The following is a 15331-nucleotide window of genomic DNA, read 5'->3' as shown; positions in this document are numbered from 1 at the left end:
TAATTTATTTTTGCTCAAAAGGAGCTAGTTTATTCCAGTCAAAAATGACTCCCGTTCCAGGATAATCTGGAGCTACTGCTCTGTGATTTTCAACTACTAACGGACGTGTTGTATATTGATCAATAGGGAAACTATGTACTTCTAACCAACCTGAATTAGGCTGAGCCGAAACCAAACTTACATGTAATTCTTGCATACCATGGGAACAAGCAGGAATATTATGTTTATCCGCCAATCTAGCTGCTGCTAACCATCCTGTAACGCCACCACAGTTTGATGCATCTGGCTGAATAAACGACAATTTAGCTTGATCAAAAGCATATTCAAATTCGTGAATGGTATGCAAGTTTTCACCCATGGCTAAAGGAAATCCTGTTTTGTCAACAATTTCAGCATATCCTTTGTAATCATCTGGAATGATTGGTTCTTCAAACCAAGTAATGTTGTATTGTTTGAATCCTTCAATGGCACGAATCGCTTTTTCTTTGGACATAGAATAATTAGCATCGACCATAAAAGTTACGTCTGGACCCACAAATTCACGAACCGCTTTGATACGCTCTAAATCTTCTTCAAGATTCTCACGACCAATTTTGATTTTTACCGCTTTGAAACCTGCATCCATATACCCTTGCATGTTGCGCAATAATTTTTCGATAGGGAACTGTAAATCGATTCCACCGCAATAGGCTTTACACGTATTTCCTTGTCCACCAGCCATTTTCCATAAAGGTTGACCTGCTTTTTTACATTTAATATCCCAAAGCGCAATATCAATAGTAGAAATAGCAAATGAAGCAATTCCGCCACGGCCTACATAATGTACATGCCATTCCATGAAATCGTAAATTCCATCAATATCAGTTCCATCTTTACCCACTAAAACCGAAGCAAAATCATGCTCTACCATTGTTCTTATGGCATGACCACCTTTACCTCCAGTGTAGGTATATCCTGTTCCTTCTGAACCATCTTCAAGAGTGATGGTTGTAGTTACTAATTCGAAATGAGAGTGATCTCCATGTTTGGCATCGTTTAAAATCTCAGGTAATGGCACTTTAAACAATTGAACTTTTACATTTTTAATTGCAGTATTCATATTTTGTATGTTTTATTATTTTAATATCGACTAATTTTAAATAATTAAAATCAACATTTCTTATATAAAAATAAAAGCTTGAATTGATTCAAATGAAGTATCAATTCAAGCTAGATTTTTATTATTAAGCTTTGTGTCTGATATAGAATGTTTTCTTTTCTAAATATTGTTCAAACCCATATTTTCCATCTTCACCACCAGAACCTGATAATTTATAACCGTTATGAAAGCCTTGGTGTTGCTCACCATGACCACGGTTTACGTAAATTTCTCCGTATTCCAATTCGTCATTACATTTCATAATAGTGTTCATGTCATTGGTGAAAACCATAGCAGCCAAACCATATTCGCAATCATTAGCAAAACCAATCACTTGTTCGAATGAGTTGAATTTAAGTACTGGTAAGATTGGTCCAAAAGACTCTTCATGAACAATAGTCATGTCTTGAGTTACATTGGTCAAAATAGTTGGTTCAAACCAATATCCTTTTTCAAATTCAGGACCTGTTGGTTTGTTTCCTCCCGTTGCCACTGTTGCACCTTCTTTGACACTTACAGCAACTAGGTGCTCCATAGCTTTCAACTCGGCAGCATTTACTTTTGGTCCCATGTCAGTATCTTCTAACATTGGGTCTCCCACTTTTAGTGCTTTTACTTTAGGAATGAATTTTTCCATGAAAACATCATAGATATCCTCGTGTAAATACATACGTTCATTACAAGTACATACTTGTCCACAGTTGTCAAAACGAGAATGCAATGCAGCATCTACCGCTGCATCAATATCCGCATCAGCAAAAACAATAAAAGGAGCTTTCCCACCTAATTCTAATTGAACGTGCGTTAAATTTTCAGCTGCATTACGAGCAATATCTTGACCTACAGGCGTAGAACCTGTCATGGTAACCATTTTTGTAATAGGGCTTTTTACTAAAGCATTCCCCATAGCTCTACCAGGACCAGTAAGAATATTGATAACTCCAGCAGGAATCCCTACTTTGTTAGCTATGTTTCCTAGTTCCAAAGTAGATAAAGGAGTTTCAGACGTTGGTTTGATTACAATACTATTTCCCGCAATCAAAGCTGGTCCTAATTTACGAGCGGCTAATGCGAAAGGAAAGTTCCAAGCAGTAATGGCAACAATTACCCCACGAGGTACTTTTTGAATCCAAATTTGCTCATTAGCATTATCAGAAGGGATGATATCTCCTTCGATTCTACGAGCACCTTCGCAAGCATATTCAATAAATGACGAAGCTACTGCTACTTCAAAACGAGCTACTTTAAGTAACTTCCCTTGTTCTTTTACGATTAATTGGGCTAAGTATTCTGAGTTTGCTTTAATTTCGTTAGAGAATTTATACATTAAATCAGCTCTTTCTCTAGCTGGTTTTTTCTTCCATTCTTTTTGAGCTTTGTCAGCAAATGCTAGAGTTTCAAGTGCTTCTTCAGCAGTACCGTTTTGAACTCTTGCCACAACTTCTTCAGTTGAAGGACTTAAAACATCAATTGTTTCACCAGAAGTAGAAGTTCTCCACTCACCGTTTATAAATAATTGGTATTCTTTAATTTCTGCCATGATATGTGTATTTTTTATTTATAAAATTATCTTCCCATCCAGCCACCATCTACAAGCATAGTCATACCGTGCATGTAAGAAGCTGCTTCAGAACATAAGAAAACAGTTGGTCCAGCAAAATCTTCAGGTTTTCCCCAACGACCAGCAGGAATTCGACCTAAAATAGAAGCGGAACGAACAGGGTCGTTACGTAATGCTTCTGTATTATCCGTATCAATGTATCCAGGTGCAATTGCATTAACATTTACTCCTTTGCTAGCCCATTCGTTAGCAAAAGCCATTGTTAATTGACCAATTGCTCCTTTGCTTGCAGCATATCCAGGAACCGTAATTCCACCTTGGAAAGTCAATAATGAAGCGGTGAAAACGATTTTTCCACTTCCTCTAGCTACCATTTCTTTACCAATTTCTCTTGTTAGAATGAATTGTGCATTTTGGTTCACTTCAATCACTTTGTCCCACATTTCGTCTGGGTGTTCTGCTGCTGGAGCTCTTAAGATGGTTCCTGCATTGTTTACCAAAATATCAATCTGTGGAAAGTCCGCTTTTACAGCTTCAATAAAAGCATACAATGATTTTCTATCACTGAAATCACAAGCATATCCTTTGAATTTTCTACCTAAGGCAGTTACTTCTTTTTCGACAGCACTTCCTTCTGTCTCTAATGAAGCACTAACACCAATGATGTCAGCACCAGCTTGCGCTAGTCCAATCGCCATTGCTTTTCCTATTCCTCTTTTGCACCCTGTAACTAAGGCTATTTTTCCTTTTAAACTAAATGTATCTAAAACGCTCATCTTTTTTAAGTTATTAGCTATTAGCCATTAGCCATTAGCTTGTTATGAAATTCTTTTTATTTGAATTATCTAATGATTACAATTGACAATCCATTAATACCTTTAATCCTTCTGGATTTTTGTCGATATTTTCAAAAACCTGTTGGATGTTTGATAATGGCTGTACATCAGTGATCATTTGGTCAAAAGGTAATTCATTAGCAGTAATCAATTGGATTGCTTTTTCGTAGTCTTCTTTTTCGTATACACGCGCACCGATTAAGCTTAATTCTTTCCAGAAAAACTTAAATAAATCCACTGGTTTTTTCTCTCCGTGAATGGCAACCATTAAGATCCTACCGCGAATACCAGCAACTTCACACATGATATCTAGAGCAGGTTGAACTCCTGCTACTTCAAAAACAACATCCGCTCTGCGGTTTTCAGTTTTTGATTTCACATATTCAACTAAGTCTAGTTCGATAGGACTTACAGCGTCAAAACCAAGTTCTTTTGCTTTAGCAATACGATTAGGGTTTACTTCGGAGATGATTACTTGTGCCCCAGCTTCTTTAGCAACCATGGCTACTAATAAACCAATAGGACCACCACCTAAAACAACTGCAGTTTCACCTTTTACCAATCCACTTCTACGCACATCATGTGTCGCTACAGAAAGAGGCTCGATTAAAGCTGCTAATTTTAAATCGGTATTTTCTTTTAATTTATGTAATGTAAAAGTGGGTACATTCCAATATTGTTGCATAGCCCCTTCACTGTCAATTCCGATAAATTTTAATTCTTCACATATGTGATTGAATCCTTTGTCAGAAGCTTTTACTTTTCTGTCGTCAAGTGGTCTTACGACAACTTTATCTCCAATTGCATATTCAGTAACGCCCTCACCAATTGCATCAATAACACCTGACATTTCATGTCCAATAGTTACAGGAATATTTACACGTTTATCCATCATTCCGTGATAGATATGTACATCTGTTCCACACACACCTACATAGGCAACTTTGATTCTTACTTCGCCAGTTGCAGGTTGTTCAATTTCTTTGTCAATAACGGTAAAGGTTTTATTTCCTTCGTAAATTGTTGCTTTCATTTTTTATTTATTTGTTTCAAATGGTGAACTTGTTTCTTATTTGAAACAAATATAATAATAAGATTTAATAAAACTTTAAAAGAAACGCTAAATTTTTCAAATATGAAACTAGTTTCATAAATTAAAATAATTTACAAAAAAAAAGTGTCAAGATAAACAAGACACTTTTTTGATTCTGATATTCAATTGGTTATCGGCTAATGTAGCCTAGTTTTGTGGAGATTTCCATTGCATATTTTGAGATTATTTTTCCTTTTTTGTCAAATTCGCCATGAGGTAATCGACCATGAGGAGCTGTTATCCATAAGCAGGCAACTGGATAACCGTATTCGTTAAATACTGGAGCACCTACACAATGAATCCCTTGTATGTCTTCACCATTATCAATTGCATAGCCTTTTTCTTTTACTTCAATTAATTGGCTTTGAAATTCTTTTTTGGATACGATAGTATTATCAGTAAATTTTTCAAAAACTAAAGAGTCGATAATTTTTTTGGAATCGTCTTTAGGTAAGAAAGCTAATATTGATTTTCCTCCGACGGAACTATGTAAGAAAAAACGAGTTCCTAATTCTACAGAAAGTTTAACGGGATAAGAAGAGGATACCTGTTCCAAGATAGTTCCTGTATCGCCTAATACAATTCCTAACATTACAGATTCTCTAAGTTCATCGCGTAAAGCTCTCATGATGTCAATTGACATTTCGACAATACTTTGTTCATTCATCGAAGAGATTCCAAGCGAGAGCATTTTTCTTGTCAGTGTGATTTTTTTTGTTGTTTCGTTTTTTTGCAAATAGTTTTTAAAAATCAACGTGTTTGTAATTCTAAATGCACTTGATTTTGTAATATCCAAAGATTGTATGATTTCAGACAGGGTGAGTCCTTTTGGGTGTGTAGCAAGTAATTCGATGATGGACAAGCCTCTTTCTAAATTGGGAACATTGTAGTTCGATTTTAGATCTTCTTTTTCTGGAATCATATAATTAGGGAACTTAATTTTTATACAAAAGTACTGTTATTTATGAAATTATGGCTGTTTCTTGTTTTTCAAAAGATGTATTTTTGGTTTTTACAAAACAGATATAAAAAATCCCCTCTTTAAATTTTGATGAAAAAGAGGGGAAAAATAAAAAAAATACTTGTTTTTATTTGTGCATGTTTTCGGCTTTTTCGGTTTTACCATTAACCGATTTTTCACCTACGGCTACATGTGTTGTTTTTCTTTCAGATGAAAAACGCATGATGCTCTGATAGTTCCAATTATTGTAATGATGTGTTAAACCCCATCTTAATGTTTCAGTAGGTTCTTTTTCGTTGTCAGCCGTTCTGTTTAATCCAATAGCGTGAGGAGCATCTTTGATGGAAGCTTTGATTTCAAAATTGATTCCATCAGGTGACCACTGAATGGTGTTTTTTTCTGGACCATCAGTAGTGATTAAGGAAGCAATTCCACCATTGTAAGGCCAAACACAAATTTCATGTCCACTATTGCTTATTGGGTTATAAGGTGATTTTTTATAAGGTCCTAATGGATTGTCAGCAATGGCAACGCCATGACGAATTTGACGACCACCAAAAGTCATTTCTTCACCCATTTGTTCTCCTTTATAGTACAAATAGAATTTTCCTTTGAATGGAATGATGCATGGATCATGAGTTTTATGACTGTCAAAATCGCCTTTTTTCTCAACCATAAATCGGTTATCTTCTTTTCCTTTCCAAACCCCATTTTCAGCAGGAGCCAAAACCGGTGCATCCAATTTCGTCCAAGGTCCGTTTGGCGAAGTTGACCAAGCCATACCCACTTTTTCTTTTACACGTACATTGTAAACTCCTTCCACAGTTTGGTAACATAAGTAATATTTACCATCCCATTTCATGATTTCAACGGTAAAAACGGAACGATCATCATAAGACCCTTTTTTACCTCTTGCAATTGCAATTCCTTCTTCTTTCCAGTCCCATCCATCTTTAGAGGTTGCATACCAAATATCACATCTGTCCCAAGGGAATACTTTTTCGTTTTCCATATCACCACCAAAACCTTGAGTTGGTCCCGTACTTTTAGTGTACCATACGTAATATTTGCCATTTTCTTTTATGATACCACTTGGATCTCTACGAACAACACCTTCTTCATAGGCTAAATCTCCTTTTAATGGTTGTGGTTCTCCAAATTCTATAAACCATTCATTTCCTAGTTTTTGATCCCATTTTAAAGTTCTTTTGGTTGCAGTACTTAAATGATCTACATCCATGATACCATATTTATCTTTATATTTAACAGCCAGCGCTCTTAATTCTTTGTCTGTTTTTGTTTGAGCTGATGCAGTTAGCATTATTCCCATAGAAAATAACCCTACGATACTTTTTCCTATTGTGTTCATTTTTAATTTGGTTTGTTATTAAATTATTTTTTATCAGTTAATTTTATTGTATTGCTTTCTAGATTTTTTGTTTTTGCTATAATGGTGGTCATTAAAGGTAAATCTTTTTTAGATTGAACAATCAATAAGCACCTTCCTTTTGACATTACAATTTTATTTGATTGGAAATCTTGTACATTGTCTACGGCTCCATTATCAATACCCAGTACTTTTACGTTTCCATTTACTGAAAATGTTATTTCAGGATTAATGCTCTTAATAGGGTTGTTGTTTTTGTCAACAATTTGAGCAACAATATGGGCTATATCATAACCATCATTTTTTAAAATCGTCTTATCAGTTGTCAATTGAATACTGTACGCTTGACTTGGAGTTATTCTTTCAGTAGTAATGTATTGTCCAGTTTTATTTCCTTTGGCAGTCAATTTTCCAGCTTCAAAAGGAACAGCCCATTTGTAAATATGGTCTTCAAAATCAGCTAGTTTTTTCTTACCTAAAGAACGATTATTTAAAAATAATTCTACTTCATCACAATTGGAATATATTTCTACAATAGTACTTTGTCCCGGATTATATTCCCAATGTTCGTTTACATCATGCCAAACCCAAAGATAGTTTTGCCATGCATCTTTCTTTTTTTCTACTGGTTCTCCTGTTTTTTCATCGATTTTGTATATGGATTTATCAGTTGTTTGTGTCGCAATGTATAATTCAGGTGCATCATTCCATAAAGATTTCATCATATGGTAGGATGGTTTCTCAAAACCAGCATAATCTAGGATTCCGCTATCAGTTCCTTTTTTAGGCCATTTTTTATTGGATTCACCTAGATAATCAATACCGGTCCATAAATAAGTTCCTGAAATAAAAGGACGTTCCATAATGGCTTTCCATTCGTGCCATTGCGCAACATTTTCTGTACCCATGATAGGTAATTTAGGATAATTCTTATGCCCATAGTCGTAAATAACTCTACGATAGCTGTATCCAATCATATCCAAAGCATCCGCATAGCCTGACTCATAACTTGAGGATGGAAGAATGCAATTAGCAATAACATACCTTGTAGTATCCATTTCTTTAGTCCATTTGGCTAATTTTTTGGCTGTAGCTCCAATGTCATATTTTTCTCTAGGAAGCGTGCGTAAGTTTTCTTTAATTTTTTCTATAGAATTAGGAGGGAGTGACCAAAAATAATTACCGCTCCAATCCATATTGTTAAAGAAACCAGTGGCTTGTGCATTTCTTTCATAAGTCCATTCGATTTCATTACCAATGCTCCATTGAATGATACTAGGGTGGTTTCTATGTGCTAACATAGTATTTTTTAAGTCACGCTCCGCCCATTCTTGAAAATGTTCTACATAGCCACGAGTAATGTAATCCACGGATTGTTCTTTCATATTTTGTCTTTTGTCTTTTGGGTTGTCCCATTCGTCAAAAAATTCATCTTGAACCATGATTCCCATTTCGTCACAAAGTGAAATAAATTCGTCTGAGCCAGGATTATGAGAGATTCTGATAGCATTTACTCCTGCTTCTTTTAGTTTTTCAAAACGTCTTCTCCAAACTTCTTTTGGTACAGCAGCACCTACAAGTCCAGCATCATGGTGTAAACAAACCCCTTTGATTTTCATGTTTTGACCATTTAAGTAAAAGCCAGTATTTGCATCAAATTTGATTGAACGAATTCCAAATTTTGTTATGTTTTCATCTACCGTTTTCCCGTTTTGAACAATTCGAATTTGAGCCGTATAAAGATTAGGATTCACTACATCCCATAGTTTAGGATTTTTAATAGTACTGTTAATACTGAATTTTGTTTCTTTTTTTGATGCTACTGTACCTTTTGTAGTTTGTTCCGTTACTTTTTGTCCGTTAGCATCAAGAAAAGTCGTTATAACATCAAAAGATTCTTCTTTATTGAAATTATTTTTAACATTGATTTCTAAGTGAACTTTACTTTCTTGTGAGGTAACTTCAGGAGTTGTGATAAACGTTCCCCAAATAGGAATATGTAAATTATTTTTAGTAATTAATTTTACATTTCTATAGATACCAGAACCTGTGTACCAACGGCTATCAGCATACCTAGAACGGTCAACTTTGACTTTAATTTCGTTAGTTCCCTTATTACTTAAATAGTTTGTTAAATCATAATAAAACGGAGAGTAACCATAAGGATGTTCTCCTAACTTTTTACCGTTTAATGATAGCTCACTATTATTATAGATTCCGTCAAAAAGAATGTAGCTCGTTTGGTTTTGATTTGGCTTAAGGATGAAATTCTTTTTATACCATCCAATTCCACCTGGTAAATATCCTGTTGCCCCTTCGCCATGAATTTTGTCAAAAGAAGATTCAACGCTCCAGTCATGTGGAAGATTTATTTTTTTCCAATTGCTATTTGCTTTGTTTTCTAATTTGAAATTCCAATTAAAGTTGAAGTCAGTATTTGTTTCAGTTGTATTTTGTGCATTCGCACCCAATAAAACCAAATTTAAAATACTTATTTGTATCAAATTTTTAAATGATACTATTTTTGTTCTGTTTTTCACGAGATAACTTGTTTGTATTTATATGTATAGTTTATTTGTGTCTTTTTATTTCTTACTTATAGATAAGCAAGACTGATTTTAGATTTATTATACCATATAATTTTATTTAATGAATAACCATTTATTTGATTAGATTTTTTTAAAATGGATACTTTAAAATCTAGCAGTATATGTATGAATAAGTTACATTTTTTTTATATTTTTCATATGAAATCAATTGAATCATAGCTGTTTTAACGATGTATACTTTAATTGTTCATTAAAGCAAATATCATATTATTATTAATTGTAGTTTGAAAAACGAACTAGATATTAACTGTACAATAGTCTATTTTGAACATTTGTTGTATTGTTATAACTAGACATTAACTACATTGTGCTTCTCAAATCTTAGGATCTCTAAGTTGAGTCTGAATTTTAAAGTATTTTTACCACTTAAATTTCCAAATATGAATAGAATTACTCTTGTTAAATTTTTAATTAGTATTAGTTTAAAAAACATACGTTACAGTCATGACCAAAAAAAAATTTTGAAAAAAGCATTTTGTTTTTTTGTTTTTATTTTTTCTATTGCTTCTTCCTCTCAAATAGATCATAAAACCAATTCATATTTAACCAAAGCGGAGGAGTTGAAATATTCCAATTCAGATAGTTCAATCTATTATTACAAAAAAAGTATCGCTCTTTATGAAAAAGAGAAAGATACCGTGAATATGATTGATAATTTGTATAGAATGTCTGAATTATATGGTCACGTTGTAGATTATGGGAATGCCTATGATGGTTATTGGAATGCCTTGCTTTTAGCAGATAAATCAAAAGATGATGTTTCTAAAGCTAGAATTTATCAAGGATTGGGTTGGCTTTATAGTTTTTATGATAGAGATGCAGAAGCTTTGGAATATTTTAATAATTCATTAGTATTAATTAAAAATAATAAAACCTTAAACGCTACTAATAGTTTAGAGCTTTTGCTGCAAGGATATTTTTCTATAGTAAATCTGTATCGTGTAAAAAAGGATTTTCCAAATGCTAAAATTTATTTGGATAGTTGTAACATTACACAAAAAAGGCTTGATAGTAGGAAAATAGGATATTATGTAGAGGCAGAATCAGGGTATCTTGATGCTGTTAATAAAAATTACAATGTTGGTTTAAATAAATTATACAAATCAGCTTCTTATTTTGAATTAAAAGATCCTTCTTATTTGATTATTATAAATTATTTGATTGGTGATGTCTTTCGAATGAAAGGAGATGTTTCTCAAAGTATTGTCTATTTTGAAAAATCATTGGTATTGTTGTCAAAATATAAAAGTCATTTTAATTATAAATTAATTATTTACGATGCTTTGTCTAAGCTATATGCTTTAACAGGAGATTATAAAAAAGCTTATTTGTATTCTACACTTGATATGAAGTTAAACGCACAGGTTTTTGGTAAGAGTAGTAAAAACAGCAAGCATTTATTTGAAATTAATGATAAGTATAGATTACAAAAAGAAAAAGAAAAACAAATTTTAAATAAACAACGCATTATACAATTAGAAAATGAAGAAAAAGTCTGGTATTTAAAATCCGTGTTATTTACTTTTGTTGTACTCTCATTGGCGTTTTTTGGTTTTTTGTTTATTAAAGAAATAAGAAGAAAACACAAAGCTGAAAAACAAGCTTTAGCAGAGAAGCAAGAAATGGAGCTTCAAAAAGCTAAAGAAATTTTGGAATTAAAGAACAAAGAATTAACTACTTCTGCATTACAGTTGATAGAGAAAGATGAATTTATTGAAAGATTGAAATCAAATTTGTCAGATAATAAAGAAAATGTCGATGTACGGACCATTAATAAATTGCTTAAAACAATTCAAGGTTCTCCTAGTAGCAACTGGAAGGAGTTTGAAGCTCGGTTTACAGCGGTGAATCAAAGTTTTTATACCAATTTGAAAGATAAATATCCAGATTTAGGACAAACTGATTTGAAAATATGCGCTTTGATTAAATTGAATTTTTCTAGTAAGGATATGGCCTCACTATTAGGTATTTCTTTTGAAAGCGTACATACTTCGAGATATCGTTTACGTAAAAAATTCAAGTTGGACAGAAATGATAATCTAAATGAGTTTATATCAGTTATTTAGTTGTTTATATAGATTTTTTTTAACTCCGTTTTACGTATGTAAAACGGAGTTTTTTTATACTTTTTTTAAATATAATAATTACCTACAAACCTCCGATTATCTCATGATTGGAGTTACTTACAAGCGTGGATTTTAGCGTATTTAATTTTAATAAAGTTTCATAGGTAGGAGTGGGGCAATTACTGCTGCTTTCTTTAATCTTATGGATTTCTATCAAAGTAATATATTCTTTAATGTTTCTTTATTGTTAAATATAGTTATTTCTACTTGGTGGAAATTTATTTTTATATGACAAGTTGCCGTTATGATATGAAATGTGAGTTTTAGTAAAGCTTAATTGGCTTGCTTTTATCTATACTTTGATTTTGAATTGTCTAGTTCTTTCCTATGTCTATTAAATTAACAGTCATTTTGTGTTAATTTAATGATGTTGTCTAGTTTTAGTCCAGTTGTTTTTTTAGCCTTAAGGGTAGTGAATTGGTATTTTTACATTGTTATTATTACATATAATATAAATATATATGTTTTTAATTGAATAATAATCAAAACAATTTAATTAACCAATGCAAGACTATTTTATGAAAAAAAAGAATGGATTTTGGAAAAAAACATTACCAATAATGTTTTTTCTCTTAAGTTTTTGTGTAATGAACGCACAAAAGAAGATTACTGGACAGGTAAATGATGACACAGGATTTCCATTGCCTGGAGTTACTATTTTAGTAAACACAAGTTCTAAAGGCGTAATTTCTGATTTCGACGGGAAATTTGCTTTACAGGCAAATGAAAATGATGTTTTAAGTTTTTCTTTCATGGGGTTTAAAACTCAAAAGAAAACTGTAGGAACGGCGACAACTATTAATGTTAATATGGTGACCGATGCTAAAATTCTTGACAATGTAATAGTAAACGTAGGTTATGGTACTCAGAAAAAGAAAGAGGTAACTGGAGCTGTTTCTCAAGTAAAATCGGATGTAATTGATAAGTCGCCAGTTTCTGATATTGGTGAGGCAATTCAAGGTCGTGTTGCTGGGGTAAACATCCAAGCTGCCAGTGGGCGTCCAGGGGAAGCTGCTAACGTTCAAATTAGAGGTGTAGGATCCTTACTTGGAAAATTAGAACCCTTATATGTAGTTGATGGTGTTCCTTATGAGTCAAATCCTAATATTGCTCCTGATCAAGTTGAAACGATGGATATTCTTAAAGATGGAGCATCTGCTGCAATCTATGGAGTTAGAGCTTCTAATGGTGTAATTTTAATTACAACAAAAAGAGGTAAAGAAGGAAAGATTGCGGTGGATTTATCGACTTATACAGGTATCCAAAATATTTATTCAGGGACTCCTTTGATGAATAGACAACAACAATTATTTGCTGATTTTTCAATTGAGCCTGTTTTGAATGCAGGTAACTTTCCTGGGTATTTTTTAACTAGCCCTGAATTATTTGACAATGACACTAACTATGTGAAAGATGTTCAAAAAAATAATGCTGTTATTCGTAACTATAATTTAGGTATTTCAGGTGGTACTAAGGATTTATCATTGAACTTTAATACCAGTTATTTTAATCAAGATGGAGTTTTGCTAAATTCAGGATTTAATCGTTTGAGTTCAAGAGTTAATGCACAATTTACTAAAGGTAAATTTAAAGCCTTTGCTACTGTGGGTTTAACAACTGAAAACAGAAAACAAGAACCTTGGGGGTTTTATGAATATAGTATTGGTCAATCACCTTGGAACTTACCTTTAGGAGCTTTAAATGTAAGTGAAGATAATGTGGTAACGATTCCTGTTGATAACACCATCTATTTTGGTTATTTAGCTAAAGAGTTAAAAAACACAAATGAAAATAAAACAGAATCTTCTAATATTGCTATGAATTTGCAATACGAATTTGTAAAAGGGCTTACTTATAAAATTAGTTTAAGTAAAAATAATTACAACTTTAATAGTACTTTCTTTAGACCAACTTTTTCAATTTATGGTAGAGATGGCGCTTTGAATGCTACAGCTTCAACTCTTAGAGCGCAACTTAATGAAAATTATACTAATTCAGAAAGACAAGTTATTGAAAACATGTTGAATTATGAAACAAAATTTGGTAAACATAAATTTACTGCTACTGCTGTTTCTTCTTACGATAAGTATACGTCAAAACAATTTTCTATAGGAGCAATTGGTTTCCCTACTAATGATACAAAGTTAATTGGTCAAGGTGAAGAGGTTAGTAAGCCTACTAGTTATGTTAACTCTTATACTTTATCTGGATTACTAGGAAGAGTTTTGTACAACTATGATGAACGTTATTTATTCTCAGCAAGTATTCGTAGAGATGGATCTTCAAAATTCAGTGAAAATAATAGATATGCAACGTTTCCTTCAGTTTCATTGGGTTGGAACATATCTGAAGAATCATTCTTTAAAAATTCTGCAATCAGAAACTCAGTAAATAGTTTAAAATTTAGAGCTAGTTATGCAGAATTAGGAAATCAAGATGTTCGTCCTTATGCTGCTGTATCTCAGATTGAAACAGGTGTAAACTACTTATTTGGTTCTGATGAGGCTTTAGCTCCAGGATTGATTCAAAGAAGGTATTCTAATCCAGATTTAAAATGGGAAACAAGTATCTCTAAAAATATAGGTTTAGACTTAGGGATGTTTAATAACAAATTAACTTTTACAGCGGATTACTATAATAGTGAAAAGCAAGACATGTTGTTGCCTCAAGCAACACCTCCTTCAGGTGGTACCAATCAGCCTAATGCAGAAACAGAGTACGGTGCTATATATGTAAATGCAGGTAGTATGACCAATAAAGGAATTGAATTGGCATTAGGTTTTCAAGATGAATTTAAAAACGGTTTACACTACAACATTTCTACAACGTTTACAAAAAACGTTAATACTGTTGTGGATTTGAATGGAATTAATAGAGGTTATGCTAATGGTAAACCATCAGTTACTCTAGGTAACGTTGATCCCACGACTTACTTTGCTTTAGATCATCCAGCAGGTTCTTTCTTTTTGTTACAAAATCAAGGAGTAATTAAAACCGATGTTGAATTACTTGAATATCAAAAAATAAATCCAGCGGCTAGAAAAGGGGATATGCGTTATGTTGATATTGATGGTAATAACAAAATTGACGAAAATGACCGTGTATTTGCTGGTTCTGGTCAAGCAAAATTTGAATCAGGGGTGAATTTAGATCTAAGTTATAAAAACTTTGATTTTACTATTCAATCGTATTTATCATATGGTGCTAAAATTTTTAATGGTGCTCGTTATTTTGCTTATACACAAGGAAGACATTTAGATCAGTTTTCACAATGGAGTCCTCAAAACCCGGATTCAGATATTCCTAGTTTTAGAAAAAGTGCTACTGATGAGAGCATCAGAGCAAGGTCTGACTATTGGTTAGAAGATGGAACTTATTTGAGAATTCGTAATATTACTGTTGGTTATTCATTACCTAAAATTTTATTGGATCAATATGGTATTGCAAATGTAAGATTTTACTTAACTGGATTTAACCCATTTACTTTTACAAAATATACTGGTTATGATCCAGAAGTAGGAGGTAACGGAATCACCTCTAGAGGAGTTGATAGCGGTAATTATCCTGTATCTAGAAGATTTGTTCTAGGAGCTCAAGTTAAATTTTAATAACTAAAAAGT

General features: G+C 32.8%; 9 protein-coding genes. 2 read left to right on the top strand and 7 right to left on the bottom strand.

The window, feature by feature from the left end; all coding sequences use genetic code 11:
* Nucleotides 1-4: 4 nt before the first annotated feature.
* The 7 genes from WBQ70_RS03455 to WBQ70_RS03425 form a co-directional block, all read right to left on the bottom strand.
* Complete coding sequence (locus tag WBQ70_RS03455) at nucleotides 5-1099, bottom strand: mandelate racemase/muconate lactonizing enzyme family protein (RefSeq protein ID WP_423910604.1); 1095 nt, start codon at nucleotides 1097-1099, stop codon at nucleotides 5-7.
* 124 nt (nucleotides 1100-1223) lie between these two features.
* Nucleotides 1224-2678, bottom strand: coding sequence for an aldehyde dehydrogenase (aldA, locus tag WBQ70_RS03450; protein ID WP_423910601.1), 1455 nt, complete (start codon nucleotides 2676-2678; stop codon nucleotides 1224-1226).
* A gap of 26 nt (nucleotides 2679-2704) precedes the next feature.
* Nucleotides 2705-3475 (bottom strand): SDR family NAD(P)-dependent oxidoreductase, encoded by a 771-nt coding sequence (locus WBQ70_RS03445; RefSeq protein ID WP_423910598.1) that lies wholly within the window; start codon nucleotides 3473-3475, stop codon nucleotides 2705-2707.
* A 76-nt stretch (nucleotides 3476-3551) separates the two neighbouring features.
* The gene (locus tag WBQ70_RS03440) at nucleotides 3552-4568 is read right to left on the bottom strand and encodes a zinc-dependent alcohol dehydrogenase (protein WP_423910596.1); all 1017 of its coding nucleotides are present in this window, start codon (nucleotides 4566-4568) and stop codon (nucleotides 3552-3554) included.
* A 190-nt stretch (nucleotides 4569-4758) separates the two neighbouring features.
* Entirely contained in the window at nucleotides 4759-5550 is a 792-nt protein-coding gene (locus WBQ70_RS03435) for an IclR family transcriptional regulator (RefSeq protein WP_423910593.1), read from the bottom strand.
* A 166-nt stretch (nucleotides 5551-5716) separates the two neighbouring features.
* Nucleotides 5717-6958: a glycoside hydrolase family 117 protein gene (locus WBQ70_RS03430; RefSeq protein WP_423910590.1), complete on the bottom strand. Its 1242-nt coding sequence runs from the start codon at nucleotides 6956-6958 to the stop codon at nucleotides 5717-5719.
* A 23-nt stretch (nucleotides 6959-6981) separates the two neighbouring features.
* The gene (locus WBQ70_RS03425; RefSeq protein WP_423910588.1) at nucleotides 6982-9480 is read right to left on the bottom strand and encodes a glycoside hydrolase family 2 TIM barrel-domain containing protein; all 2499 of its coding nucleotides are present in this window, start codon (nucleotides 9478-9480) and stop codon (nucleotides 6982-6984) included.
* Nucleotides 9481-10046: 566 nt separating this feature from the next.
* Here WBQ70_RS03425 and WBQ70_RS03420 point away from each other — a divergent pair.
* Nucleotides 10047-11651 carry a helix-turn-helix transcriptional regulator gene (locus tag WBQ70_RS03420; protein ID WP_423910585.1) on the top strand — a complete coding sequence of 535 codons (1605 nt, stop codon included), beginning with the start codon at nucleotides 10047-10049 and terminating at the stop codon, nucleotides 11649-11651.
* A gap of 647 nt (nucleotides 11652-12298) precedes the next feature.
* On the top strand, nucleotides 12299-15319 hold the full coding sequence (locus tag WBQ70_RS03415; RefSeq protein WP_423910582.1) for a SusC/RagA family TonB-linked outer membrane protein: 3021 nt from the start codon (nucleotides 12299-12301) through the stop codon (nucleotides 15317-15319).
* The last annotated feature ends 12 nt before the right edge of the window (nucleotides 15320-15331 follow it).

Source organism: Flavobacterium sp. (assembly GCF_049590715.1).
Classification (GTDB): domain Bacteria; phylum Bacteroidota; class Bacteroidia; order Flavobacteriales; family Flavobacteriaceae; genus Flavobacterium.
The sequence above is the reverse complement of the archived record's forward strand: the minus strand, read 5'-3'. Positions and strand labels throughout refer to the sequence as shown.

Excerpts from the sequence above, each read along its gene's own strand:
- WBQ70_RS03455 (WP_423910604.1), bottom strand. The coding sequence starts at position 1,099 with ATGAATACTGCAATTAAAAATGTAAAAGTTCAATTGTTTAAAGTGCCA.
- aldA (WP_423910601.1), bottom strand. The coding sequence starts at position 2,678 with ATGGCAGAAATTAAAGAATACCAATTATTTATAAACGGTGAGTGGAGA.
- WBQ70_RS03445 (WP_423910598.1), bottom strand. The coding sequence starts at position 3,475 with ATGAGCGTTTTAGATACATTTAGTTTAAAAGGAAAAATAGCCTTAGTT.
- WBQ70_RS03440 (WP_423910596.1), bottom strand. The coding sequence starts at position 4,568 with ATGAAAGCAACAATTTACGAAGGAAATAAAACCTTTACCGTTATTGAC.
- WBQ70_RS03435 (WP_423910593.1), bottom strand. The coding sequence starts at position 5,550 with ATGATTCCAGAAAAAGAAGATCTAAAATCGAACTACAATGTTCCCAAT.
- WBQ70_RS03430 (WP_423910590.1), bottom strand. The coding sequence starts at position 6,958 with ATGAACACAATAGGAAAAAGTATCGTAGGGTTATTTTCTATGGGAATA.
- WBQ70_RS03415 (WP_423910582.1), top strand. The coding sequence starts at position 12,299 with ATGAACGCACAAAAGAAGATTACTGGACAGGTAAATGATGACACAGGA.